This window comes from Streptomyces pactum (genome assembly GCF_002005225.1).
Lineage (GTDB): Bacteria > Actinomycetota > Actinomycetes > Streptomycetales > Streptomycetaceae > Streptomyces > Streptomyces pactum_A.
The window spans coordinates 4526854-4550330 of sequence record NZ_CP019724.1; the positions used below are offsets into that span (position 1 = coordinate 4526854).

Here is a 23477-nt window from a genome sequence, read left to right on the forward strand (position 1 = left end):
CGTACGGGCATGACCTCGGAGATCCCTGACACGCTCGACCGTGCGATAGCGCGCAGCCAGGGCCTCGACACCCTCCTGCGCGACCTGACCGACCGCGCGGTCGTGCAGGTGCCGGGAGCCGTCGCCTGCTCGGTCACGGTGCGCCGCGCCGACCGGCTGATGACCCTGGCGGGCAGTACCGGTCTGCCCAGCGGCCTGGACCTGCGGCAGTACGAGAACGGCTCGGGCCCCTGTGTGGACGCCGCCGAGACGCAGAGCCCCCGGTACTCCCCCGACCTGGCCGCGGAGACCCGCTGGCCCGCGTACACGGAGTACGCGCTGGCCACCGGCGTGCGCTGCGTGCTGGCGCTGCCGCTGGCCGTCGAGGGCGAGACGGGCGCCGCGCTGAACTTCTACGGCGTCGAGCCGGGTTCGCTGGCCGAGGGACGCGAAGCGGCCCGCACCTTCGCGGAGCGGGCCGCGGACGCCGTGAACGAGGCCCTGCGCCTGGAGCGGCAGCAGGCGTCGGCGGCCGACGTGCGCACCGCCCTGCTCTCCCGCAGCGTCATCGACCAGGCGGTCGGCATGCTCATGGCCCGGGAGCGGATCGACGCCCACCGTGCCATGGAGCGGCTGCGCCGGGCCTCGCAGCACCGGAACGTCAAGCTCCGGGACCTGTGCGGCGAGCTGGTGGCCCGGGCGTCCGGCCGCGGCTCAGGCGACCGGCAGTGACTCGCCCTGGACCGTCTGGACGTCCAGCTCGACCCTGAGGGTCGTACCGATGGCGGCGATGCCGGCCTGGAGGACCTGGTTGTAGTTCATGGCGAAGTCCTCGCGGCGCAGCTCCGTCGTCGCGCGGAACGCCGCCCGGGTGCCGCCCCACGGGTCGGCGCCGGTGCCGAGGTAGGCCAGGTCCAGGTCGACCGGGCGGACCACGCCGTGCAGGCCCAGCTCGCCGTGGACGGTCCAGCGGTCCGGGCCGGCCTCCGTGACCCCGGTGGACCGGTAGGTGATCTCCGGGAACCGTTCGACGTCCAGGAAGTCGGCGGAGCGCAGGTGGGTGTCGCGCATGCCGTTGCCGGTGTCGATGGAGGCCGCCCGGATCACCGCCTCCACCCGGGACTTGGTGACGTCGTCCGGCGCGATCTCGACCGTGCCGGAGAACTCCGTGAACCGGCCGTGCACGCTGGAGATGCCCAGGTGCTGGGCGACGGCGGCCACGCTGGAGTGCGCCGGGTCGACGGTCCACGGTCCCGGCGGCGGCAGCTCGGTGCCGCCCTGGCGGGCCAGCGTCACGGTGCCGACCTCGGCCCGCCCGCTCGCGGTGACGATCGCGCTGGACGCCGCGGGCGCGTAGCCGACGGCCGTGACGATGACGGTGTACGCCCCCGGCGTCAGCGGGGTGGTGTCCCGCACGGCGCCCTCGGTGTCCGCCTCGGCGCGCAGCACCTGCGTGCCGGTCATGTCGGTCACCGTGACGACCGCGTGCGACACGGCCCATCCGTCCCGCGTTCGGATCCTCGCGGTCAGTCCCATCCCGTTTTCTCCCTGCGAAGGCTCAGCAAGTGGTCGTGAGGAAACCGGCCCGTGGTGGGCGGGCGCGCCTCCGCTCAGAGCGCGCACGCCACCACGGGCCGGGGTCCGGTTACTCGCCGAGGTGGGCGAGTTCGATGTCGTGGCCGTCGGCACCCGGGCCGGCGACCGTCAGGGACGTGGCCACCGGCGGGTAGCCGGTCGCGATGACGGTGTACTCACCGGCGTCCAGGTCGGTGAAGGCGTACGCCCCGTCCGCGCCGGTCGTGGCCGAGCCGACCACGTTGCCCGCCGCGTCGACCAGCGTGACGCGGGCGTCGGCCAGCGGACCGTGCGGCGCCCGCACGACGCCCTGGACCTGCGCCCCGGCCTGCAGGTCGACCTCGACCCGGGTGACCCCGGTGCCGCCGACCTCGACGGGCAGGGCGCGCGGCCGGTAGCCGACGGCGTTGACCGCGACGGTCACCGTGCCCGGCACCAGCTCGGCGAAGGAGAACTCGCCCGCCTCACCGGTGGCGGCGGTGGCCAGCAGGTCCCCGCGCACATCGGTCACGATCACCATCGCGTCCTTGACCGGCAGCCCGTTCTCCACGGCCCGGACCAGGCCGTTCAGCCCGCTGGTGCCGCTGAGCAGGATGTCGTACGCGACCGGCTCGTCGTTCACGGCGATCGTCGACGCCTGCGGCTGGAAGCCGTCGGCGGAGGCGATCAGGACGTACGATCCCGCGCTCGGCGCGTCGAGGACGTAGGAGCCGTCGGCCCGGGCGACCGAGCGGCCGAGCTGCCGGCCACCCAGGGAGATCAGCGTGACGGCGGCCTGCGGGACCGGGGCGGACTCGGCGCCGCGGACGAAACCGCGGACCGGGATGCCACCGGAGACGGCCGCCCCCGGCTCACCGGAGCCGGTCGCCGTGGCGACGGCGGCGAGCCGCTGCGCGGCCCCGGGCCGGAGGCCCGGTTCGGTGTCCGGGGCGGCCGACGTGGCCGGCGTCGCCGAGGTGGCCGAGGTGGCCGAGGTGGCCGAAGGCGCCGCCGCCGTCGCACCGGCCGGAACCGGCTCGGGGGCGACCCGGGTGGCCTCGGCCGGGGCCGGGCCCACCGGGGAGGCGGTCTCGGAGGCGGCCTCCGCCGCCTGGGCCAGGGCCCCCGAGGTGCGCAGCGGGACCTCCTTGATGAACAGCGTCACCAGGAAGCCGAGCAGTGCGATCGGCGCGACGTACAGGAAGATGTCGGCGATGCCGTGTCCGTAGGCGCTCTCCAGCCAGGTGCGGATGGGCGCGGGCAGCAGATCCATGTCGGGGATCTGCCCGGAGCCCATGGCCTGGCCGGCCGCCGCCCGGTCCTCGGGCTCGAGCTGCCCGATGGTGTCGGTGGCGTAGTGGCTGATCCGGGTCGACATCACGGAGCCGAGCACCGAGACGCCCACCGCACCGCCGAGGGACCGGAAGAAGGTCACGACGGAGGAGGCCGCGCCCAGGTCGCTCGGGGCCACCTGGTTCTGCGTGCACAGGACCAGGTTCTGCATCATCATGCCGACGCCCAGGCCCATCAGCGCCATGAAGATGCCGATGTGCCAGTACGGGGTGTCGTACCGCATCGTGCTGAGCAGACCGAGGCCCGCCGTCAGCAGCACGCCGCCGGCCAGCAGCCAGCGCTTCCACTTGCCGGTCTTGGTGATGACGATGCCGGAGACCGTCGACGAGACGAACAGGCCGCCGATCATCGGGATGGTCATGACGCCCGACATGGTCGGGGACTTGTCCCGGGCGAGCTGGAAGTACTGGCTGAAGTAGACGGTGCCCGCGAACATCGCGATACCGACGAACAGCGAGGCCAGCGAGGCCAGCGTGATGGTGCGGTTCCGGAACAGGCGCAGCGGGATGATCGGCTCGCTGGCCTTCGACTCGACGAGGAGGAAGACCAGCGTCAGCACGATCGCGCCGCCGACCATGGCGGCGGTCTGCCAGGACATCCAGGAGTACTTGTCGTCGGCGAAGGTGACCCAGACGAGCAGCAGGCAGACGGCGGCGGTGACGAAGAAGGCGCCGGCCCAGTCGACCTTGACCTTCCGCTTGACCACGGGCAGGTGCAGCGTCTTCTGCAGCACGACCAGCGCGATGATCGCGAAGGGCACGCCGACGTAGAGGCACCAGCGCCAGCCGAGCCAGCTCGTGTCGGTGATGACACCGCCGAGCAGCGGGCCGCCGACGGTTGCGACGGCGAAGGTCGCGCCGAGGTAGCCGGAGTAGCGCCCGCGCTCACGCGGGGAGATCATCGCGGCCATGATGATCTGCGCGAGGGCGGACAGACCGCCGGCGCCCAGGCCCTGGATGCCTCGCGCGGTGATCAGCATCCCGGGGTTCTGCGCCAGACCGGCCACGACGGAGCCGATGACGAAGACGATCAGGGCTATCTGGACCAGTGCCTTCTTGCTGACCAGGTCCGCGAGCTTGCCCCACAGGGGGGTGGAGGCGGTCATCGTCAGCAGCGAGGCGGTGACGACCCAGGTGTAGGCGCTCTGGCCGCCGCCGAGGTCGCCGATGATCTCGGGCAGGGCGTTGGTGACGATGGTCGAGGACAGGATGGCGCAGAACATGCCGAGCAGCAGCCCGGACAGCGCTTCCATGATCTGCCGGTGCGTCATCGGAGCGTCTCCGTTGGAGCCTCCCCCGTGCTTGGCATGAGCCCGCACACCGGCTGGTGTGGTCGTTGCCATGGACTTCCTTTGCTTACGTGGTGGTCGCGGGTGTACGGGTGGACTGTTCGTCCCCGGACGGTGCGGGTGGCCGGGCCGCCGGGGCCCGGCAGTCGTCGAAACTGGCCCGGAGGCGGGCCATGAGCCGGGAGAGCTGGCCGACCTCGTCGTCGCTCCAGTCGCTCAGGCGGTGGGCGAGCAGTTGGGTGGTCCGTTCGGCTATCTCGTCGAGCCGGCCCTGCCCCCGGGACGTCAGGCGCAGGATGCGCGAGCGCTTGTCCGCGGGGTCGGGGGAGCGCTCGATCCAGCCCCGCTCGGCGACGTGGGCGACGTGGCGGCTGGTCACCGACATGTCCACGGCGAGGAGCTCCGCGAGCCTGCTCATGCGCATGTCCCCGTGGCGGCCGAGCAGCGTCAGTACGGCGGCGGATCCGCCGGGACAGTCGGCCGGCAGCAGCCGTCCCATCTCCCGCTTCACGGCGCCGAAGGCGCTGAACTGGCGGATCAGCTCCTCGTACTGAGCCTTCTCGGCCATGCGCACCTCCCGTTTCGTTGCTTAGGGCAACCATAGGATCGGTTGGTTGCTACAGGCAAATAAATACGTTCATCAGGTCATCAAAAGTTGGCAAAGGCAAGTATTGCGATAGTAAACGTGCAGGTGGCGAGCGTCGTGCTGGCGGTGAGCGTGCGGGGGGCGGGTGTCGAGCGGGGGCAAAGGCTTTGGGGAGCCCCGCACTTGGGCCGCATCCTCGGATTCGCTAGTGTCTCGGCCCATGGCTAACAACCAGGGCCCCCAGGGCAATAACGACCCCGCAGGCAGCACCCAGATGTTCCGCGCGTTCGTCGACGACGCCCCCCAGACCCGGCAGGCGGCCCCCGCCGCCTCCTCCGGGCCCCGCATCGGCCTGATCGTCGGCATCGTGGCCGCCGTGGTGATCGTCGCGGCCGTGGCCTGGCTGGCGCTGAAGTAGCACCGGCGCCGGAGCGGGACCGGCACCGTACAGACGCATACGACGGCGACCGCCGCGGCATCCCCGGGATGCCGCGGCGGTCGTAGGCCTGGGCGCCCGGCCTGTGTGCCGGTGCGCCGTGTCGGGACCTAGTCGGAGATGAGGCCCTCGCGCAACTGCGACAGGGTCCGGGTCAGCAGCCGGGAGACGTGCATCTGCGAGATGCCGACCTCCTCGCCGATCTGCGACTGGGTCATGTTGGCGAAGAAGCGCAGCATGATGATCCGCCGCTCCCGGGGCGGCAATTGGGCCAGCAGCGGCTTGAGGGACTCGCGGTACTCCACGCCCTCCAGCGCCGTGTCCTCGTACCCCAGGCGGTCCGCCAGCGAGCCCTCGCCGCCGTCGTCCTCCGGGGCCGGGGAGTCCAGCGAGGAGGCGGTGTACGCGTTGCCGACCGCGAGGCCGTCGACGACGTCCTCCTCGGAGACGCCCAGCACGGCGGCCAGCTCGCCGACCGTCGGGGAGCGGTCCAGCTTCTGGGAGAGCTCGTCGCTGGCCTTCGTCAGGGCCAGCCGCAGCTCCTGGAGCCGGCGCGGGACGCGCACCGACCACGAGGTGTCGCGGAAGAACCGCTTGATCTCCCCGACCACCGTCGGCATCGCGAACGTCGGGAACTCCACGCCCCGTTCGCAGTCGAAGCGGTCGATCGCCTTGATCAGGCCGATGGTGCCGACCTGGACGATGTCCTCCATCGGCTCGTTGCGGGAGCGGAAGCGCGCGGCGGCGTAACGCACCAGCGGGAGATTGAGCTCGATCAGGGTGTCCCGGACGTAGGCGCGCTCCGGGCTGTCCTGGTCGAGGGCGGCGAGCCGCAGGAACAGGGAGCGGGACAGGGTGCGGGTGTCGATGGCCTCCGTGGCCGGAACGGCCTGGGCCGGCACGGCGTCGAGGGTCGGTACGGCTTCGATGGCCTGGACGTCATCGACGGGGCCGAGCGCCTCGAGCGTGTCGGGCGCGGTCTCGCTCTCCGCGAGCGCGAGCACCTTCGAGCTGCCCTGGTCTGCGGACATGCCACCCCCTTTGGGTCGCGGGACGGTCACGGCGCACGCTCCCACGCCGGGAACGCAGCCTCCACCTGAATACCGGAGCCGGAGCTCCGGCAAACGCGTCTCCGGCAGAATGTCACATGTCGGCAACGCGCTGTAGTGACATGTCGACATCCGAGACGCGAATTCCCCCTGGAAAAAGGGGGTCTGACGGCCTTTCGGGCCGATTCCGCCCGCAACGGCCCTGGTGAGCGATTCGCTCGCCCCGGTGACTACCGGCACGCGCTTTCGATATACGGGGAGGCCGTGTGCCGAGACTACGCGTCGATCCGGTTGGAGGACCTCAACCGCTGGAAACTACGGGCCAGTAGTCGTGAGACGTGCATCTGGGAGACGCCGAGTTCCGCACTGATCTGCGACTGGGTGAGGTTGCTGTAGTAGCGCAGCAGCAGGATGCGCTGTTCCCGCTCCGGGAGCTGGACGAGCAGGTGCCGGACCAGGTCGCGGTGCTCGACCCCGTCGAGGGCGGGGTCCTCGTAGCCGAGCCGGTCGAGCAGCCCGGGCAGTCCGTCGCCCTCCTGGGCGGCCTCCAGTGAGGTGGCGTGGTACGACCGCCCCGCCTCGATGCAGGACAGCACCTCCTCCTCGGAGATGCGCAGCCGCTCGGCGATCTCGGCGGTCGTCGGGGAGCGCCCGAAGGCGGTGGTCAGGTCCTCGGTCGCGCTGTTGACCTGCACCCACAGCTCGTGCAGCCGGCGCGGTACGTGCACCGTGCGGACGTTGTCGCGGAAGTACCGCTTGATCTCGCCGACGACGGTCGGCATCGCGAACGTCGGGAACTGCACGCCCCGCTCCGGGTCGAACCGGTCGATGGCGTTGATGAGTCCGATGGTGCCGACCTGGACGACGTCCTCCATCGGCTCGTTGCGGGAGCGGAAGCGGGCGGCGGCGTAGCGCACCAGCGGGAGGTTGGCCTCGATGAGCGCCGCGCGTACCCGGTCGTGCTCCGGCGAGCCCGGCGTGAGGCCCTTCAGCTCACCGAAGAGCACCTGGGTCAGGGCCCGGGTGTCGGCGCCCCGGCTCCGCTGCGGAGCCGCTTCCCGCGCGGGCGGCTCCTGGGCCTGTGCGGCGTGTGCGGGCGGTGCGGCCCGTGCGGCCTGTGGGGCCTGTGGGGCCTGTGCGGGCGGTGCTTGAGGCGCAGTACTGGCCGGCACGGTCAACTCCACCTCGTGATCCGTCAACTCTTCCATAACTCATCCGTCAAAAGCGGTCATAGCATCACAAGACATGTGCACTGTGTGCAAGCACCGCATAACGTCGTGTTGAGTGAACGCAGACGTGAACGCGAAGCGGCCCCGCACCGTCGGGGTGCGGGGCCGAAGTGGTGCGGCCGGGCTAGAACTCGTAGTCGGCGATCACCCAGGTGGCGAACTCCCGCCACAGCGCGACGCCCGCCTGGTGCGCAGGGTGGTCCAGGTAGCGCCTGAGGGCGTCGGTGTCCTCCACGGCCGAGTTGATGGCGAAGTCGTAGGCGATGGGCCGGTCGCTGATGTTCCAGGCGCACTCCCACAAGCGCAGCTCCTCGATCCGGCCGCCGAGCGCACGGAAGGCCTCGACGCCCTCCACGACGCGCGGGTCGTCGCGCCGCACGCCCTCGTTCAGCTTGAACAGCACCAGGTGGCGGATCATCACTCTCCTCCGTTGGCGGCCCAGGTCATGAAGTCGCCCACGGCGCCCGCCGCGTCGGAGATGCCCTGGAAACCTATCTGGACGTAGTCGGCGGCCTTCGCCGGATCGGTGATGATCACATAGAGCACGAAGACCACGAGCACGTAGACGGCGACCTTCTTCGCGTTCACCGCCACCGCGGCCTCCCCTGTCCCTCGATGCACGCCTTTCGATCGCACATGATCGCACGAAGGGCCCCGTCTTTCGACGGGGCCCTTCAAGAGCGGTAGCGGAGGGATTTGAACCCTCGGTGACTTGCGCCACACTCGCTTTCGAGGCGAGCTCCTTCGGCCGCTCGGACACGCTACCGAGAGAGACCTTACAGCACGGTGCGGCATGGTTTGAAATCGGTATCCGGAGCCCCGCGGGTGCTTTGGACGGTACCGGTCAGCGGTCGCGGAAGAAGTCCGTGAGCAGGCGGGAGCAGTCGTCCGCGAGTACGCCCTCGATCACCTCGGGGCGGTGGTTGAGACGCCGGTCGCGCACGACGTCCCACAGGGAGCCGGCCGCGCCCGCTTTGTCGTCGCGGGCGCCGTAGACGATCCGGTCCACCCGGGACTGCACCAGCGCGCCCGCGCACATCGTGCACGGCTCCAGGGTGACGACCAGGGTGCAGCCGGGCAGCCGCCACTGACCGGCCGCCGCGGCGGCCCGACGGATCGCGAGGACCTCGGCGTGGGCCGTCGGGTCGCCGGTGGCCTCGCGTTCGTTGTGCCCGGCCGCCAGCACGGTCCGCCCGTCCGGCGCCAGGACGACGGCGCCGACGGGGACGTCCCCGCCCCGCACCGCCCGCCCGGCCTCGGCCAGGGCGAGCCGCATCGCGGCCCGCCACGGGTCGCGCACCGGGTCGGGCGGTACGGAGCGGTTGGCCGGTCCTCCTGCTGGGTCCTGTTCGGCCGGCCTGTTCAGCGGACGGTCTCCAGTACCTCGGAGGCGCCCAGGGCCTCGGCGATCTCGCCGACCGCGTCCCGGGACATCGAGCGCAGTTCCTTCTCGCTCACGCCCAGGTCGTCCAGGACCTCGGCGTCGCCGACCGGGCCGTGCGGCACGGCCTCACCCGTGGCGGCGGCCGCGTCGCCGCCCCCGCCGTCCTCGTCGTCGTCGGACTCGCCGTCCTCCGTGCCGTCGAGGTCGAGGGCGTCGAGGGCGTCGAGGTCGTCGCCGTCGTCACCGGGCTCCCGGCCGAGCAGCTCGTCGGTGAGCAGGATCTCGCCGTAGCTGCTGCGGGCGGCCGCGGCGGCGTCCGAGACGTAGATACGGGGGTCCTCCTCGCCGTCCACCCGGACGACTCCGAACCACGCGTCCTCCTGCTCGATCAGCACGAGCACCGTGTCCTCGTCGGGAGAGGCTTCCCGGGCCAGGTCGGCCAGATCCGACAGGGTTTCCACATCGTCGAGCTCCGTGTCGCTCGCTTCCCACCCGTCTTCGGTGCGCGCGAGCAGTGCGGCGAAGTACACCGTGACTCTCCCACTGGTCATAGGCGTGCCGGTTGGGGGTCCCCCCGGCGGAGGCTGAGGGCGGGGGAGCGGTGCTTGGAGCCCCACCCACTCGGAATCGTGGCAGAAACAAGGCCTTCAGGGGACGTCTTCGGCGCCCTGTGTCCGGCAGTTTCGTGCCGGGCGGTTTCGGCCGGGGTCCCGGGAGTACCACTCCGGGCGGCCGCCCCTCAGCGCACTTTGTCGCAGCCACGTGCGGATCGTACGCGGATTCCCGCGCCACCCGCGTACGTCCGTCGTCGTAACGTCGGCGCGGCGCGCGATCTTCCCCGGCCGGACCGGGGAAGACCCCCGGCCGGACCGGGAAGTCACCAGCGGAAGGTGCGCATGCGCATCGCGTGGCGCAGCCGGGCTGCCTTGGCGCGGCGCGGCTGGACGCGGTCCCGCAACTCCCTGGCCTCCGCCAGGTCGCGCAGGAACCGGGCCCGGCGCCGACGGCGCTCGGCCTCCCCCTCCGGCTCCGTAGTCGGCTCCGTAGTCGGCTCAGTGATCCGCTCAGCCCCGCGACCCGTCCCCGGCTCCTCGCCGGGGGACGGCGTGTCGTGGAAGTCCCGTTCAGGCACAGTCTCACCACCCAGCGTCCGTCCCTCCCGCCTTCCCCCGGTCGGGCGGTTTGACGCCGGTGAACGGGCACAGCGGTGGCCGGGGCCTTGCCCGCCGGGGGGACGCCGGGCCCGCGGGGCCCGGTTACTGTGGGGGACATGCGTCTCCACGTCGTCGACCACCCCTTGGTCGCCCACAAGCTCACCACGCTGCGCGACCTGCGCACCGACTCCGCGACCTTCCGCCGTCTCGCCGACGAGCTGGTCACCCTGCTCGCCTACGAGGCCACGCGCGACGTGCGCACCGAACAGGTCGACATCCACACGCCGGTCTGCCAGACCACCGGCGTCAAGCTCTCCCACCCCCGCCCGCTGGTGGTGCCGATCCTGCGGGCCGGCCTCGGCATGCTGGACGGCATGGTCCGGCTGCTGCCGACCGCCGAGGTGGGCTTCCTCGGCATGATCCGCAACGAGGAGACGCTGCAGGCCTCCACGTACGCGACCCGTATGCCGGAGGACCTCTCCGGACGCCAGGTGTACGTGCTGGACCCGATGCTGGCCACCGGCGGCACCCTGGTCGCGTCGATCCAGGAGCTGATCAAGCGCGGCGCCGACGACGTGACGGCCGTGGTGCTGCTCGCCGCCCCCGAGGGCGTCGAACTCATGGAGCGCGAGCTGGCCGGCACCCCGGTGACGGTCGTGACGGCCTCGGTCGACGAGCGTCTCAACGACCAGGGCTACATCGTGCCGGGCCTCGGCGACGCGGGCGACCGGATGTACGGGGCGGCCGAGTAGCACACGCTCCGGGCCTGCCACGCCCCCGTACGGCTGCTCAGCAGCTCTTCTTCTCCGCGGCGGACGCCGGCTGCGGCGCCGCCAGCCGGGCCAGCGCCGCGTCGGCGTCCGCCCGCTTCGCGAGGCCCTTGAAGCCCTTGCCGATGATCAGGTCGACGGCGGTGCCCTTGCGGGCCGCGTCGGTGCGCGACTCGGCGCCGGGGAGCTGGGTGCCGAGCACGGGCAGCGAGGTCTTCGCGGAAGCGGAGGGGCCGAGCAGGACGCCCGCGCCGGCGAGCTTCTTGTCGTACTCCTTGGGCGCGTTGCTGACGTCGCCGATGCGGAAGCCGCGCTTCTTCAGCTCGTCGGCGGTCTTCTGCGCGAGGCCGCCGCGGGTCGTCGCGTTGAGCACGTTGACGGTCACCTGGGACGGTTTCGGCACGGCCGCGGCGGCGGGCGAGGGGCTCGCCTTCGCGGCCGTGCTCCGGCAGTGCGTCGCGGCACCGGCCGCGGAGGCCTTGTCGCCGCCGGTGAAGACGTCGATGAGCTGCAACGTGCCCCAGCCGAGCACCCCGAGCACGGTGACACAGGCGACGGTGACGACCGCGAGCCGGCCGCGTCGCCGGGCCGGTCGCATCCGCGGGTACTTGTCCCCCGTGATCTTGTACTGGCCGCCCATACCGGGGGGCGTGAGCATGCTCATGGGCGCAGCGTAGTGCGCTCGCGCCGTGATGCCTATTAGATGATCAGTCGACGTTCCACGGTTCGGCGCAATGCAACCCGAAAGGGTTAAGCGGAAGCGCCGGCGGGGCCGTCACGGGTGGACGAGTGGCCGTCGGGAGGGTGCCGCGGAGGTGCCGCGGAGATGACCGCGGACGTGCCGCGAAGGGGCGGCGGGCTCTGGTCAGTCGAGTTCGAGGACCCGTGCGTGCAGCACCTGGCGCTGCTGGAGCGCCGCGCGCACCGCGCGGTGCAGGCCGTCCTCCAGATACAGGTCGCCCTGCCACTTCACGACGTGCGCGAAGAGGTCGCCGTAGAAGGTGGAGTCCTCGGCGAGGAGCGTCTCCAGGTCGAGCTGGCCCTTGGTCGTCACGAGCTGATCGAGGCGGACCGGGCGCGGCGCGACGTCCGCCCACTGCCGGGTGCTCTCCCGGCCGTGGTCGGGGTACGGCCGGCCGTTTCCGATGCGCTTGAAGATCACACGGAAAGCCTACCGGCCAAGACGTCGCGGGCGCAGCCATGGCGCCGGAGTGCGGCGCTGGAAATGACGCAGTAAACGGGGGCAAAGGGGAACGGGGGCGGGGTACGGGCGGCCGCGAGCGCGGTCCGTCGGCGGCGGAGGCGACGCCGGGCCGGCCTCCGCCGCCCGGGCGGCTTCGTCAGTCACGCCTCCCTTCCCGCGCGGGCGGGCGGGGTTCGCTCGGGGCCTGCGGCCGGCCGGTGTCGGGCCTGGGAGCGCGGCGGGCGGCCTCGGCGCGCAGGAGGGCGCGCAGGACCGCGTAGGGGTCGTTGATCATGGCGGGTTCCTCGTTACTCGTTCCTCGTGGCTCGTGGCTCGTTCCGTGTTCGTGCGGTGGGCCGGCGGCCGGTGCGGCCGGTGCCGGTCCGGTCCGGTCAGCAGCGCAGGACCACGGAGCGTGGGCCGCGCGGGGCGGGCGGCGGCCCGGTCGGAACGGGTGGTGCGAGGGTCCGGTCGGTGAGGACGCGGCGGCCGGGCGCCGGGGGCGGTGGGACGGAGGGGGCCACGACGGTGCGCCGGCCGCCGCGGGCCGATGAGCGCAGGGCGGTGTCGAGGTGGTCGTACTCACCGGCGGTGCCGCCCGGGCCGCTGCCGCCGGCTCCTCCGGTGCCGAGGCCGAGGGGGCCGACGCCGATGCCGCCGCCGAGCCCGGCGCTGAGCACGGTGCCGGCTCCTCCGCTCCCGGCGGCCGCCGGCGCGGTCGGTGCCTCCTGGGCCGTCGCGTGCGTGCAGGGCACGATCAGGGCGAGCAGCAGGACCAGGACCCGCAGGCGGGCACCGCGGCGTCCGGCGCGCGCCGCGCGGGCGGCGTGCACGGTGGCGGCGGCACGCGCGACGCGGACGGTCGCGGCGGCGTGCGGTGCGGGGCTCACGTCAGGTCGTGTCCCCGCCGGGCGTACGCCGTCCATCGCGCCGGGGAGAGAACCGCCCGCTCGGCGTAGGGCGGTTCACAGGGTGTGCGGGACCTGGTGGGCGCGCCCGCGCAGGCGTATCGACGTGACGATCTCGACCACGCCGACGGCGACGAGCCACCAGCCGCCGACCAGCATGAGGACGGCCGCCGAGTCCACCGGCGAGTCGATCAGGACGATGCCCGCGACGACGGTGACGGCGCCCAGGAGGATGTGCCAGCCGCGCGCGGGCATCGCCGGGTCGTGGACGGCGGCCAGGACCTGCGTGACGCCGCGGAAGAGCCAGCCGATGCCGATCCACAGCGCGAGCAGCAGCACCGACTGCAAGGGGCCGCGGAAGCAGAACAGGCCCAGCAGGATCGACACGGCGCCGCTGATGAAGGCGAGGACCCGCAGCGAGGTCGTCCGGTGCGTGCCGAAGGCGGCGGCCAGTTGGAGGACGCCGCTGACGACGAGGTAGAGGCCGAAGAGCACGCCGGCGGCGCGCAGTGACGCGCCCGGCCAGACCAGGACCAGTACGCCGAGGACGAGAGAGGCGATCCCGGTGAGCAGCACGGTCTGCCACGCGGTGCGGGACAGCAGGTGCAGCGGCCCCTCGAAGGCGGGTTCGGGCTCGTGCTCGTGCCGCCCGGTGGTCCGGGTGTGTGTTCCGGCGCCGGTCCGGGCGTGGACCCCGCGGTCGTCGTACGGCTGCCCTTCGGGGGTACCGCTGGGAGGCTCGGTCATGCTTCATGCTGGGAGCGGATCCGGCGGGTCCGCCACCTGGGCCGGGCCGGCGGGCTGACGGGCCGGCGAGCAGACGGGCCGCTCACCCGTGCCGCCCCCCGGGGAAGCACCCCCACCGCTCGCCCGTGCCGCCCCGGGGACCCCCGGGTCGGTCGGGCTCGTTCGGGCTCCGGGGGAGGCAACGGGTGCCCGTGCCCGTGGCCGGGAGGCGGGGGCGGGGGCGGGGTGGAGGGTGCCGCCCGTCCGAAGCGCCTGCTTGCTACTCGCCGGAGGCCTTCGCCGCCTTCGCCGCCGCCTTCATCTCCTGCTTGTGCGCGCGGACCTTCGTCAGGGACTCCGGGCCGGTGATGTCGGCGACGGAGCGGAAGGACTTCGGTTCGCCGTAGGCGCCGGCCGCCTCGCGCCAGCCCTCCGGCCGGACGCCGAGCTGCTTGCCGAGCAGGGCGAGGAAGATCTGGGCCTTCTGCTTGCCGAAGCCCGGCAGGTCCTGGAGCCGCTTCAGCAGTTCCCCGCCGGTGGAGACGCCCCGCCAGACGGACTCGGCGTCACCGTCGTAGGTCTCGACGAGGTACCGGCACAGTTGCTGGACGCGGCCCGCCATCGAGCCGGGGTAACGGTGCACGGCCGGCTTGTCGGAGAGCAGGGCGGCGAACGCCTCGGGGGCGTAGGCCGCGATGTCGTGCGCGTCCAGGTCCTCCGCGCCCATGCGCCGGGCGATGGTCGACGGGCCCTTGAACGCCCACTCCATGGGAACTTGCTGGTCGAGCAGCATGCCGACCAGCGCGGCGAGCGGGCTGCGGCCGAGGAGCTCGTCGGCCTCGGGGTCCTGGGCGAGGTGAAGTGTGACGTCCATGCCCCCGATGATCGCGCGTGCGGACTCAGGTCGCGCGCCAGTACCCCAGCGCGTTCACCCGCTGCTTGGGCAGCCCCAGCTCCTTGCGGGCGTACGAGGCCAGCGCCCGGGTCGTCGCCGTGTCGCAGGCGATCCAGACGAACGGCTCGGGAGCCGACCGCAGCAGCTCCGGCAGCGCCTCCTTCACCTGCGCGACCAGGTGCGCGCCCGCGTCGCGGCGCGGGAGCGTGCGGACCTCGTGGCGGGCGGGATCGGTGCGGAAGGGCAGGCCGTCGTCCGTGCCGCCGCCCTCGAACCAGATCGTCGCGGGGACCGCCCCCAGCGCGTCGAGGAGGGAGTTGAGGGCGGGCAGGGAGGCCGGGTCCGCCACCGCGAAGACGCGGGAGGGGACCGGGTCGGGGACCTCGAAGCCGGTGCCCTGGACCGTCGCCTCGATGGTGTCACCAGGCTTGGCCGCCCTGGCCCAGTCGCTCGCGCACCCCTCGTGCAGGGCGAACTCCAGGCCGAAGGTGCCCGCCGCCGGGTCCGGGTCGACGAGCGTGTACGCCCGCTGGTGCGGCTTGCCCGCGTTGTCGAACCACAGCCGCACCCACATCGTGGGGTGGACACCGGTCGCCGCCAGCATGCCGCCGTCGGTCAGCCGCAGCCGCCGGAAGTCCGGGGTCACGTCCCCGGCGTCCGTCACGGTGAACTCGAAGTCCTTCGCACGCATCAGCTTGAGGACCGCGCCCTCCCAACCCCGCCCCTGCCCCATCGTTTCTTCACCCTTCACGTACTATTCGGCCACGACGAACACTTAGGTGAGCCTAACCTAAAGGAAAGTGGGGGCACAGGGGTGGCCGAGACATACCGCGACGCCTGGGGGATCCCGCACCTGCGCGCGGGCGACGCGGACGGACTCGCCCGCGCCCAGGGCCGGGTGACCGCCCGTGACCGGGCCTGGCAGCTCGAGGTCGAGCGGCACCGCGCGCAGGGCACCTCCGCGTCCTTCCTCGGGCCCGGGGCCCTGTCCTGGGACCGCCTCGCCCGGCGGGCCCGGCTCGCGGACACCGCCCGCCGCTGCTTCGCGGCCCTGGAGGAGAAGGATGCGGAGACGGCCGCCTGGGTGCGGGCGTACACCGACGGAGTGAACGAGGGGCTCGCCGCCTGCGACGCCCCCGAGTTCGCCCGTGCGGGGCTCGCCCCGGGCCGCTGGGAGCCCTGGGCCCCGCTCGGCGTCTGGCTCGCCACGCACCTGCTCTTCGCCGGTTTCCCCGCCAAGCTTTGGCGCGAGCACATCACCGCGCACCTCGGCCCGGACGCCGTCGCCCTCTTCGCCGCCGACGGTCCCGGCACCGCCGGCAGCAACGGCTGGCTGGTGAGCGGCGGGCGGAGCCTGACCGGGCACGCCGTCATCGCCGGCGACCCGCACCGCTTCATCGAGGACCCCGGCGTCTACCAGCAGATCCACCTGTCCTGCCCGGAGTTCGACGTCGTCGGCCTCGCCGTGCCCGGCGTCCCCGGCATCGCCCACTTCGGCCACACCGGCACCGTCGCCTGGGCCATCACCAACGCCATGGCCGACTACCAGGACCTGTACCGCGAGCGACTGCGCCGCACCGGCGCCGGCGTCGAGGCACTCGGTCCCGACGGCGCCTGGCACCGAGCCGCCCGGCACACGGAGACGATCCGGGTCGCGGGGGAGGCCGACGTGGAGGTCGAGGTCATCGAGACCGACCGGGGCCCGGTCGTCGCCGGCGGACCCGAGGGCCTCGACGACGGCACCCCGGCCGCCCTCAGCCTGCGCTACCCGCCCCGCGTCACCGCCGACCTCGGCTTCGGCGCCCTGCTGCCGCTGCTGCGGGCCCGCCGGGTCGCCGACGTGGACCGCGCCCTGGACGCGTGGGCCGAGCCGGTCAACGTCGTGCAGGCCGCCGACACCGAGGGCGGGCTGCTGCACCGGGTGGCGGGACGGGTGCCGCTGCGGTCCGCCGCCAACCGCCTGCGTCCCGTGCCCGCGTGGGAGCCCGGCCACGAGTGGACCGGCTGGCACACCCCGCCCCGCGCCGGACTCACCGACGGCGTCGCCGTGATGGCCAACCAGCGCGGCCCGGCCACCCCGCTCGGCGTCGAGTTCGCCCCGCCGCACCGCGCCGACCGCATCGCCGCCCTGCTCGCCGGGAAGGAGCGCTGGTCGGCCGCCGACATGCCGGCCATCCACACGGACACCCACCTGGCCTCGGCCGCCCCCCTCCTCGACCACCTCGCGGCCCTGGACGACCTGACCCCCGAGGCCGGCGCCCTGCGCGACCGCCTCCTCGCCTGGGACCGGCACATGGACGCCGGCAGCACCGGCGCGGCGGCGTACGCGGCGGTGCGCGGGGCGGTCGTACGGCGGTTGGCGGCGCACCCGGTCCTCGCCCCGGCCTCCGTGCCGCCCGCGTACCCCGAGGTGCTGCTGCCGTGGCTCGCGCTCGTGCCGCGCGTCGGGTACGCCCTCGAACACCTGCTGCGCGCCGAGGACCTGTACGGCATCGACCGCGCCGGGGCCGTCCGCGCGGCGCTGGAGGAGGTGGCCGCACGGCCACCGGCCGGTACCTGGGGCGACACCCACCGCCTCGCCCCCTGGCGGGCGCTGCCGGACGGCTCCCACGGGGAGGAACCCGGCCTGTCCGGCGACCACGACTGCGTGCTGTGCACCTCGGCCGTTCCCGGCCTCACCGACCGCGCCGCGCGCGGCCCCGCCGCCCGCTACGTCTGGGACCTGGCCGACCGGGAGGACAGCCGCTGGGTGGTGCCCCTCGGCGCCTGCGGCATCCCCGGCTCGCCCCACCACCGCGACCAGCGCCCCCTGTGGCTCGACGGGGAACTCGCCCCCGTGGTCACCGACTTCGACCGGCTCACGAAGGAAACCGATGGCTGACCCGCACACGTCCCCGTCCCCCTCCCCGTACGCCTCCCGCACCCCCGTCCACGAGCAGGAACTCGACGGCTTCGGCACCGTCCGCGTCCTCCGGCTGGACGCCGAAGCGGACGCCGGCGTGATCCACCGCTGGGTGAGCGAGGAGCGGGCCGCCTTCTGGGGCATGAACGGTCTGACGCGGGAGCGGGTCGCCGGGATCTACGCCCACATGGACACGCTCGACACCCACCACGCCTTCCTGGTGGTCAAGGACGGCGAGCCGGTCGCGCTGCTCCAGACGTACGAGCCCGAGGCCGACCGGGTGAGCGAGTGCTACGACGCCGAACCCGGCGACATCGGCGTCCACCTGCTGCTCGCGCCCGCCGGGACCGAGGGAGCGCGGCCCGGCTGGACCGCCGCGCTGGCGGGGTCCCTCATGGCGTACGTCCTGCTGGGCCTGGACCGGAAGCGGATCGTGGTCGACCCGGACGTGGACAACGAGAAGGCGATCGCGCGCTTCCTCCGGCAGGGCTTCACCGCCGGACCGGCGGTCGTGCTGCCCGAGGTCGACCTGCCGGACGTGTACCTGCCGGAGAAGAAGGCGCAACTCGCGTTCCTCCGCCGGGAGGTAGCGTTCCCGGGGTGACTTCCCCGCCGACCGCCGAGGACCTGATCGCGCACTACGGGCTGGAGCCCATCCCGCGGGAGGGCGGGCTGTTCCGGCGTACCTGGGCCGGGCCCGAGCGCCCGGACGGACGCCCGGCCGGCTCGGCCATCGTCGCCCTGCTCACCGCCCGGCCGGGTGACTTCTCCGCCCTGCACCGCCTGTCCGCCGACGAGGTCTGGCACTTCTACCTCGGCGATCCGCTGGAACTCCTGCTCCTCGCCCCGGACGGCGGCGCGCGTACGGCGGTGCTGGGACCGGACGTCCTGGGCGGGCAGCACGTGCAGTTCACCGTCCCCGCCGGGACCTGGATGGGCGGCCGGGTCGCGGCGGGCGGCGCGTGGTCGCTCTTCGGCTGCACCATGGCGCCCGGATTCACCCACGGGGACTACGAGCACGGTGACGCGGGCGATCTCACGGCGCGCTATCCGGCGGCGGCCGAACGGATCGTGGAACTGTGCCGCCCATGAAGCTGCTCGACGGTCAGGTGGCGCTCGTGACGGGCGCGGGCGGCGGCATCGGCCGGGGCATCGCGCTCCGGTTCGCCGAGGAGGGCGCGGCGGTCGCGGTGCACTGCCGTACGGCGGTGGAGGCGGCGCGGGACGTGGCCGCGCGGATCCGGGAACGCGGCGGCCGGGCGGTGGTGCTGCGGGCCGACCTCACCGACGAGGACGCCTGCCGGGAACTGGTGGAAGAGGCCGCCGACTGGGGCGGCGGAGGCGGCGGAGGGGGCGGACGCGGCGGAGGCGACGGACGCGGGGGACGGCTGACGGCGCTGGTCAACAACGCGGGCGTGCAGCCGCTGCGGGAGCTGCCCGGCATGACGGCCACCGAGTGGCGGGCCGTGGTGGACACCAACCTCACCGGCGTCTTCGCGTGCACCCAGGCCGCGGCCCGGATCATGCGGGCCCAGGACGGCGGTGGCACGGTCACCCACATCGCCTCCATCGAGGCGGGCGCCCCCGCACCCGCCCACGCGCACTACGGCGCCTCCAAGGCGGCGGTCGTCATGCACGCCCGCTCGGCGGCGCTGGAGTACGGGCCGTGGGGAGTCAGGGTCAACTCCGTCTCCCCCGGCCTCATCGACCGGGACGGGCTCGAGGAGGCCTGGCCGGACGGCGTACGGCGGTGGCGGGAGGCGGCGCCCGCGGGGCGGCTGGGGCGGCCGGAGGACGTGGGTGACGCGTGCGTGTTCCTGGCGTCGCGGCTGGCGTCCTGGGTCACCGGCCACGACCTCGTGGTGGACGGCGGGGTGACCGCACGCCCGTCGTGGTGAGGCCCCGGCCCGGCACCCGGTGGGTCCGCGGTGAGCGGGGCGGCGCCCGCGTCCGTACGTATCCCCGAGGCAGTGGGTCCCGACGACGGAGATGCGACGTGAGGTGTGGTGGCGGTGCGCGCACTGGAGGCCGGGAGCGAGGGGGCAGCGGAGGGTTCCGCCGAGGCGGAGGGTTCCGTCGAGGCGCGGGGGGCCGTCGGGTCCGGGGGCTGGTGCTGCTGGGCGCCGTGCTGGTCCTGCTCGTCCTCGGCGGCGCGGGACCGGCGTCCGCCCACGCCGTCCTGCGCTCCACCGACCCCGAGGACGGCGGCGTCCTCGGGCGGGCCCCGAGCCACGTCACCCTGACCTTCACCGAGTCCGTCGGACTGCGCGACGACTCCTTCCGCGTCCTCGATCCCGGCGGCCACCGGGTGCGCACGGGGGAGGCCGGGCACGCCGACGGCCGGCCCGACACGGCCCGCGTCGCGCTGCCGGGTGAACTCGGCGAGGGCACCTACACCGTGGCCTGGCGGGTGGTGTCGGCCGACAGCCACCCCGCCTCCGGCGCCTTCACCTTCTCGGTCGGCAGGCCCTCCGCGACGGCCGCGCCCGTGGACACCGGTCCCACCGAGGACCCGCTGACCTCCACTCTCCACAAGACCGCCCGTTATCTCGCCTACCTCGCCGCCGCCCTGCTCATCGGCACGGCCGCCTTCGTCGCCCTGTGCCGCCCGCCGGACCCCGCCCCCCTGCGCCGGCTCCTGGTGGCGGGCTGGTGGACCCTGCTGGGGACCACCGTCGCCCTGCTCCTGCTGCGCGCCCCGTACGAGGCGGGGACGGGGCCCTCGGCGGCCCTCGACGCCGACGCGCTCGGCGGCACCCTCACGACGCGGCCCGGCGTGCTGCTGCTGGTCAGGCTGGCGCTGCTGGTGCCGATCGGGCTGTTCCTCGTCCGCACGGCCCGCGGGGACCGGCACCGGGCACGCACCCCGCTCGCCGCCGCGGCGGGCACCGTGCCGGCCGTCGGCCTCGCCCTGACCTGGGCCGCCGCCGAGCACGCCGCCGCCGGGATCCAGGTGCCGGTCGCCATGACGTCGTCCGTCCTGCACCTGCTCGCCACGGCGGTCTGGCTCGGCGGTCTCGTGGCCCTGCTCGCCACCCTGCGCTCCTCCCCGGACGCCGCCACGGTGGCCCGCTTCTCCCGTACCGCCTTCGCCTCCGTGACCGTCCTGGTCGTCACCGGCGTCTACCAGTCCTGGCGCGGCCTCGGCTCCTGGCCGGCGCTCACCGAGACGACGTACGGCAGGCTGCTGCTCGCCAAACTGGCCGGGGTGGCCGTTCTGCTGGCCGCGGCGGCGGTCTCACGGCGGTGGACGGCCGCGTGGGTGACGGTGGGGGCGGGGGCGGCCGCGGGGGCCGGGGCGGCGGTGGCGGTGGGCGCGGCGACCGCCGACCGCGACCCCGACCGCGAGCGCGTACGTGAGCGGGTGCCGGAGCCGGTGGGCGGCGGGTTGGTGGGCGAGCCGGTGGGCGGTCCACCGTCGCGAGTGCCGGAGCCGTCCGGGCCGGAGCCGTCCGGGCCGGGCACGGGGGCGGGGGCGGGGGCCGAGTCGCCCGAGCCGGAGCCGTCCGCCGCCGGGGCCGCCCACCGGCGCGGGCTGCGCCGGTCCGTCCTGGCCGAGGCCGTCGTCGCGGCCGTCGTCCTGGTGTTCACGACCGTGCTCACCGGCACCCCGCCGGGCCGGGTGGCGGACGAGGCGGCACGGGCCGTACCCGCGGGCGGGGTGCTGCCCGCGTCCGTCACCACGATCCCCTTCGACATCGGCGCCTCCGGCCGGGGCACGGTCCAGATCACCCTGGACCCCGGCCGCACCGGCGACAACGCGGTGCAGGCCGTCGTCTTCGGCCCCGACGGCAGTCTGGCCGCCGTACCCGAACTGCGCCTCTCCTTCACCCTCCCGGACCGAGGCGTCGGCCCGCTCGACGCCGAACTGGTCGACCGGGGCGGCTACTGGAGCGCCAACTCCCTCACGCTCCCCCTCCCCGGCACCTGGACCATGAAGGCGACGGTCCGGGTGTCGGAGATCGACCAGGTGAGCGAGACGAGGCGGATACGGATCGAGCGGTGACGGGTCAGACGAAGAACAGGACGATGGCGAGGAGTACGACGATCAGCCCGCCGCCGACCCCCATCACGCAGCCGGGCTTGTTCATCTGCTCGGTGAGCCGGTCCGTGAAGTCGGGCCGTTCCGTCGCGGGCGCGGAGGGTGCCCGCAGGGTCGGCGCCGAGGCCGGCGTGGCCGACGGAGGGAGGGTGGCGGCGGGCCCGCTGCTCCGTACCAGCGCGTCCCGCACGATCTGCTGCCACAACTCGGGCGGCAGCTCGGGGGCCCCGCCGTCCGTGGGCGCGACGATGGCCTTGTGCAGCCAGTTGCCCGCCGTCGGGCTGGGGTCCAGGAGCATGCGGTGCAGCAGTTCCCGCAGGTCGGGCAGGTAACGCTCGTCGCGGGCCAGAGGGGCGACGGCCCAGGTGAAGAGGTCGGCCGCGCGGTCCGCCAGCGCCGTCTTCGACACGGGCCCCCCGGACTGCCCGTACGACGGCCGGCACAGGTCCTTGTGGAGCACCAGCTCGCACAGCGCGTGCCGTGTCGCGTCCTGGCGTGTCCGGGTGCGCAGACGGGCTCTCAGCTCGTCGAGCAGCGGGTCCAGGGACTCCGGCGGCAGGTCCTCGGAGCCCAGTTCGTCCAGCAGGAACTCGTCGGGCAGGGCGCGCAGTTCCGTCCGCAGCACCTCGCGGCGGACGGGGTCCCTGCGCGAGACGTCCCGCAGTTCCCGGTGCAACGCGTACGTGGCGGGGGCGGGGGCGGGGGCGCGGTGTTGGACGTAGTCGGGGCCGGGACGGGTGCCGGTGCCGGGGTCGTGGACGTGGGGGGTCGGGTACGGGTTCGCGTTCGGGTTCGTGGACTGCGGCCGGGACGGGGCGGCCCGCGGGTCCGTGTACGGGGGGCCGGAGTACGGCGCGGGGGAGAGCGGGGACGGATTCCGTTCCCGCTCGGGTTCCGGGGTCGGTGCCGGTGCCGGTGCCGGTGCCGGTGTCCGTTCAGGGACCTGTGCCGGAGTCGGAGTCGGAGCCGGACCCGGTGCCATGGTCGGAGCCGGAGCCGGAGCCGGAGCCGGAGCCGGAGCCGGAGCCGGAGCCGGAGCCGGAGCCGGAGCCGGAGCCGGGCCCGGTGCCATGGTCGGGGTCGGCGCCTGGAGGTCCGGGTGGCTCGGTGCGGGGGCCGGCCGATGGGTGCGGGGCCGGCCGGTGCCGAGGATCTCCCGGAGCCGTTCGCTCCGCCGGGGCCAGTCCCACGCGGCCCCGTCGGCGAACGCGTCGACCAACTGCGGCACACCCGCGGCCGCATCCGGGTGCGCGAGGAGGTGGTCCACCAGCCGGTCCGCCACCCGGTGTTCGAAACGGGGGCCGGACACGGGGCGACCGGTCACCCGGGCCAGCGGACCGGAGCCGCCGGTGTCCGGCTCCCAGCGCGGGACGGACATCAGCCGCAGCGGGTGCGTGTCCACCGCGTCATAGGTCGCGAACGTCCACTCCCGTCCCAGCCAGGGCCCGAAGATCAGGAACAGCCCCAGGTAGACCAGCGAGGCCTCGTCCCGGTCCGGGGGGCCGGGCCGCCGTTCCCCGGGTTCGGTCAGCAGCGACACCCGCTGGGCGGGATCGCGCAGCCACTCCGCGGTGACCACGGTCAACGTGTCCCGGACCGTCGGCAACCGGTCCAGCATCTCCGGCAGCCGCTTGCGCGCCACCCGGTCGAGATCCGCGCAGTCGACGTCCTGCCGCCGGCCGGACGCCGTCTGGGCGGCCTCCCGGGTCCCCCAGCCGGCGTACGCGAGAGCCAGGCACTGCCGCGTCTTCAGGGTGCCCGGCCGTCCGACCAGCACATGGCTGACCGTGCTGGGCCGGCCGCCCCGGTCGGTGGTGGGCCAGCGGCGGACCAGCATGACGTCCCCGTCGCGGGACAGGGCGCGCACGGTGCTCGGCCGCGTGGCGGCGGCGCCGGACACCCACAGCAACGGGCCCAGCTCCCGGCCCACTTCCTCGGCGCGCTCGGCCGTGCAGGAACGGGCGACGGCGTTCATGCCGGTGCCCTGGCGCCCGTGGTTGCCGTCCCACCGGAAGACGACCTGCTGCACCGAGTCGGTG

At 73.9% G+C, this 23477-nt stretch carries 26 protein-coding genes and 1 tRNA gene; 8 read left to right on the forward strand and 19 right to left on the reverse strand.

The genetic code is table 11. From position 1 onward, the window contains the following. Positions 1 to 9 precede the first annotated feature (9 nt). Positions 10 to 711, forward strand: coding sequence for a GAF and ANTAR domain-containing protein (locus tag B1H29_RS19165; protein ID WP_055422036.1), 702 nt, complete (start codon positions 10 to 12; stop codon positions 709 to 711). On the opposite strand, the gene B1H29_RS19170 is transcribed toward B1H29_RS19165, so the two are convergent. From B1H29_RS19170 to B1H29_RS19180, 3 genes are all read right to left on the reverse strand, one after another. Beyond that, the gene (locus B1H29_RS19170; protein ID WP_055422035.1) at positions 694 to 1515 is read right to left on the reverse strand and encodes a YceI family protein; all 822 of its coding nucleotides are present in this window, start codon (positions 1513 to 1515) and stop codon (positions 694 to 696) included. The two genes, B1H29_RS19165 and B1H29_RS19170, sit on opposite strands and share 18 nt — an antisense overlap. A gap of 109 nt (positions 1516 to 1624) precedes the next feature. Continuing rightward, positions 1625 to 4228 carry an MFS transporter gene (locus B1H29_RS19175; protein ID WP_079160315.1) on the reverse strand — a complete coding sequence of 868 codons (2604 nt, stop codon included), beginning with the start codon at positions 4226 to 4228 and terminating at the stop codon, positions 1625 to 1627. Between the two features lie 13 nt (positions 4229 to 4241). Next, the gene (locus B1H29_RS19180) at positions 4242 to 4742 is read right to left on the reverse strand and encodes a MarR family winged helix-turn-helix transcriptional regulator (RefSeq protein WP_055422033.1); all 501 of its coding nucleotides are present in this window, start codon (positions 4740 to 4742) and stop codon (positions 4242 to 4244) included. Between the two features lie 238 nt (positions 4743 to 4980). On the opposite strand from B1H29_RS19180, the gene B1H29_RS19185 reads away from it, so the two are divergent. Then, a complete protein-coding gene (locus tag B1H29_RS19185) occupies positions 4981 to 5178 on the forward strand; it encodes a hypothetical protein (RefSeq protein WP_055422032.1) in 198 nt (65 codons plus the stop codon). A 128-nt stretch (positions 5179 to 5306) separates the two neighbouring features. Here B1H29_RS19185 and B1H29_RS19190 read toward each other — a convergent pair whose 3' ends face one another. From B1H29_RS19190 to B1H29_RS19225, 8 genes are all read right to left on the reverse strand, one after another. Then, the gene (locus B1H29_RS19190; protein WP_055422031.1) at positions 5307 to 6227 is read right to left on the reverse strand and encodes an RNA polymerase sigma factor SigF; all 921 of its coding nucleotides are present in this window, start codon (positions 6225 to 6227) and stop codon (positions 5307 to 5309) included. 293 nt (positions 6228 to 6520) lie between these two features. Further along, a complete protein-coding gene (locus B1H29_RS19195) occupies positions 6521 to 7453 on the reverse strand; it encodes an RNA polymerase sigma factor SigF (RefSeq protein ID WP_199832459.1) in 933 nt (310 codons plus the stop codon). A 145-nt stretch (positions 7454 to 7598) separates the two neighbouring features. Further along, positions 7599 to 7892, reverse strand: a complete 294-nt coding sequence (locus tag B1H29_RS19200) for a Dabb family protein (protein WP_055422029.1) — start codon at positions 7890 to 7892, stop codon at positions 7599 to 7601. Continuing rightward, complete coding sequence (locus B1H29_RS19205; RefSeq protein ID WP_079160317.1) at positions 7892 to 8068, reverse strand: hypothetical protein; 177 nt, start codon at positions 8066 to 8068, stop codon at positions 7892 to 7894. Before B1H29_RS19205 ends, B1H29_RS19200 begins: the two co-directional genes overlap by 1 nt. 87 nt (positions 8069 to 8155) lie before the next feature. Then, positions 8156 to 8240: transfer RNA gene (locus B1H29_RS19210), tRNA-Ser, on the reverse strand. 78 nt (positions 8241 to 8318) lie between these two features. Beyond that, positions 8319 to 8750, reverse strand: coding sequence for a tRNA adenosine(34) deaminase TadA (gene tadA / locus B1H29_RS19215; protein ID WP_055422178.1), 432 nt, complete (start codon positions 8748 to 8750; stop codon positions 8319 to 8321). An 86-nt stretch (positions 8751 to 8836) separates the two neighbouring features. Next, entirely contained in the window at positions 8837 to 9388 is a 552-nt protein-coding gene (locus tag B1H29_RS19220; protein WP_055422028.1) for a hypothetical protein, read from the reverse strand. Between the two features lie 347 nt (positions 9389 to 9735). Beyond that, positions 9736 to 9990, reverse strand: coding sequence for a hypothetical protein (locus B1H29_RS19225; protein ID WP_409350942.1), 255 nt, complete (start codon positions 9988 to 9990; stop codon positions 9736 to 9738). A 138-nt stretch (positions 9991 to 10128) separates the two neighbouring features. On the opposite strand from B1H29_RS19225, the gene upp reads away from it, so the two are divergent. Next, complete coding sequence (gene upp, locus B1H29_RS19230) at positions 10129 to 10764, forward strand: uracil phosphoribosyltransferase (protein WP_055422027.1); 636 nt, start codon at positions 10129 to 10131, stop codon at positions 10762 to 10764. Positions 10765 to 10801: 37 nt separating this feature from the next. On the opposite strand, the gene B1H29_RS19235 is transcribed toward upp, so the two are convergent. The 7 genes from B1H29_RS19235 to B1H29_RS19260 all read right to left on the reverse strand — a co-directional run bounded on the left by B1H29_RS19235 (position 10802) and on the right by B1H29_RS19260 (position 15227). After that, positions 10802 to 11422 (reverse strand): LytR C-terminal domain-containing protein, encoded by a 621-nt coding sequence (locus tag B1H29_RS19235; protein ID WP_055422026.1) that lies wholly within the window; start codon positions 11420 to 11422, stop codon positions 10802 to 10804. 225 nt (positions 11423 to 11647) lie between these two features. Then, positions 11648 to 11944, reverse strand: coding sequence for a type II toxin-antitoxin system VapB family antitoxin (locus tag B1H29_RS19240; protein ID WP_003999914.1), 297 nt, complete (start codon positions 11942 to 11944; stop codon positions 11648 to 11650). Positions 11945 to 12122: 178 nt separating this feature from the next. Beyond that, positions 12123 to 12260, reverse strand: coding sequence for a hypothetical protein (locus tag B1H29_RS38595; RefSeq protein ID WP_167392544.1), 138 nt, complete (start codon positions 12258 to 12260; stop codon positions 12123 to 12125). 97 nt (positions 12261 to 12357) lie between these two features. Continuing rightward, positions 12358 to 12855 carry a hypothetical protein gene (locus B1H29_RS19245; protein ID WP_055422025.1) on the reverse strand — a complete coding sequence of 166 codons (498 nt, stop codon included), beginning with the start codon at positions 12853 to 12855 and terminating at the stop codon, positions 12358 to 12360. 75 nt (positions 12856 to 12930) lie between these two features. Further along, the gene (locus B1H29_RS19250) at positions 12931 to 13620 is read right to left on the reverse strand and encodes an HdeD family acid-resistance protein (RefSeq protein WP_055422024.1); all 690 of its coding nucleotides are present in this window, start codon (positions 13618 to 13620) and stop codon (positions 12931 to 12933) included. 259 nt (positions 13621 to 13879) lie between these two features. After that, the gene (locus tag B1H29_RS19255; RefSeq protein ID WP_055422023.1) at positions 13880 to 14473 is read right to left on the reverse strand and encodes an HhH-GPD-type base excision DNA repair protein; all 594 of its coding nucleotides are present in this window, start codon (positions 14471 to 14473) and stop codon (positions 13880 to 13882) included. A gap of 25 nt (positions 14474 to 14498) precedes the next feature. Beyond that, on the reverse strand, positions 14499 to 15227 hold the full coding sequence (locus tag B1H29_RS19260; RefSeq protein WP_055422022.1) for a siderophore-interacting protein: 729 nt from the start codon (positions 15225 to 15227) through the stop codon (positions 14499 to 14501). 81 nt (positions 15228 to 15308) lie between these two features. Here B1H29_RS19260 and B1H29_RS19265 point away from each other — a divergent pair, with 81 nt between their 5' ends. The 5 genes from B1H29_RS19265 to B1H29_RS19285 all read left to right on the forward strand — a co-directional run bounded on the left by B1H29_RS19265 (position 15309) and on the right by B1H29_RS19285 (position 21402). Continuing rightward, positions 15309 to 17375 (forward strand): penicillin acylase family protein, encoded by a 2067-nt coding sequence (locus B1H29_RS19265; protein WP_055422021.1) that lies wholly within the window; start codon positions 15309 to 15311, stop codon positions 17373 to 17375. Beyond that, entirely contained in the window at positions 17368 to 18000 is a 633-nt protein-coding gene (locus B1H29_RS19270) for a GNAT family N-acetyltransferase (RefSeq protein ID WP_055422020.1), read from the forward strand. Before B1H29_RS19265 ends, B1H29_RS19270 begins: the two co-directional genes overlap by 8 nt. After that, entirely contained in the window at positions 17997 to 18488 is a 492-nt protein-coding gene (locus B1H29_RS19275) for a cupin domain-containing protein (RefSeq protein ID WP_055422019.1), read from the forward strand. Before B1H29_RS19270 ends, B1H29_RS19275 begins: the two co-directional genes overlap by 4 nt. Continuing rightward, positions 18485 to 19294 carry an SDR family NAD(P)-dependent oxidoreductase gene (locus B1H29_RS19280; protein WP_055422018.1) on the forward strand — a complete coding sequence of 270 codons (810 nt, stop codon included), beginning with the start codon at positions 18485 to 18487 and terminating at the stop codon, positions 19292 to 19294. Before B1H29_RS19275 ends, B1H29_RS19280 begins: the two co-directional genes overlap by 4 nt. 212 nt (positions 19295 to 19506) lie before the next feature. Beyond that, complete coding sequence (locus B1H29_RS19285) at positions 19507 to 21402, forward strand: copper resistance protein CopC (RefSeq protein ID WP_055422017.1); 1896 nt, start codon at positions 19507 to 19509, stop codon at positions 21400 to 21402. A gap of 4 nt (positions 21403 to 21406) precedes the next feature. Here B1H29_RS19285 and B1H29_RS38850 read toward each other — a convergent pair whose 3' ends face one another. Then, entirely contained in the window at positions 21407 to 23467 is a 2061-nt protein-coding gene (locus B1H29_RS38850) for a hypothetical protein (RefSeq protein WP_055422016.1), read from the reverse strand. Positions 23468 to 23477 lie beyond the last annotated feature (10 nt).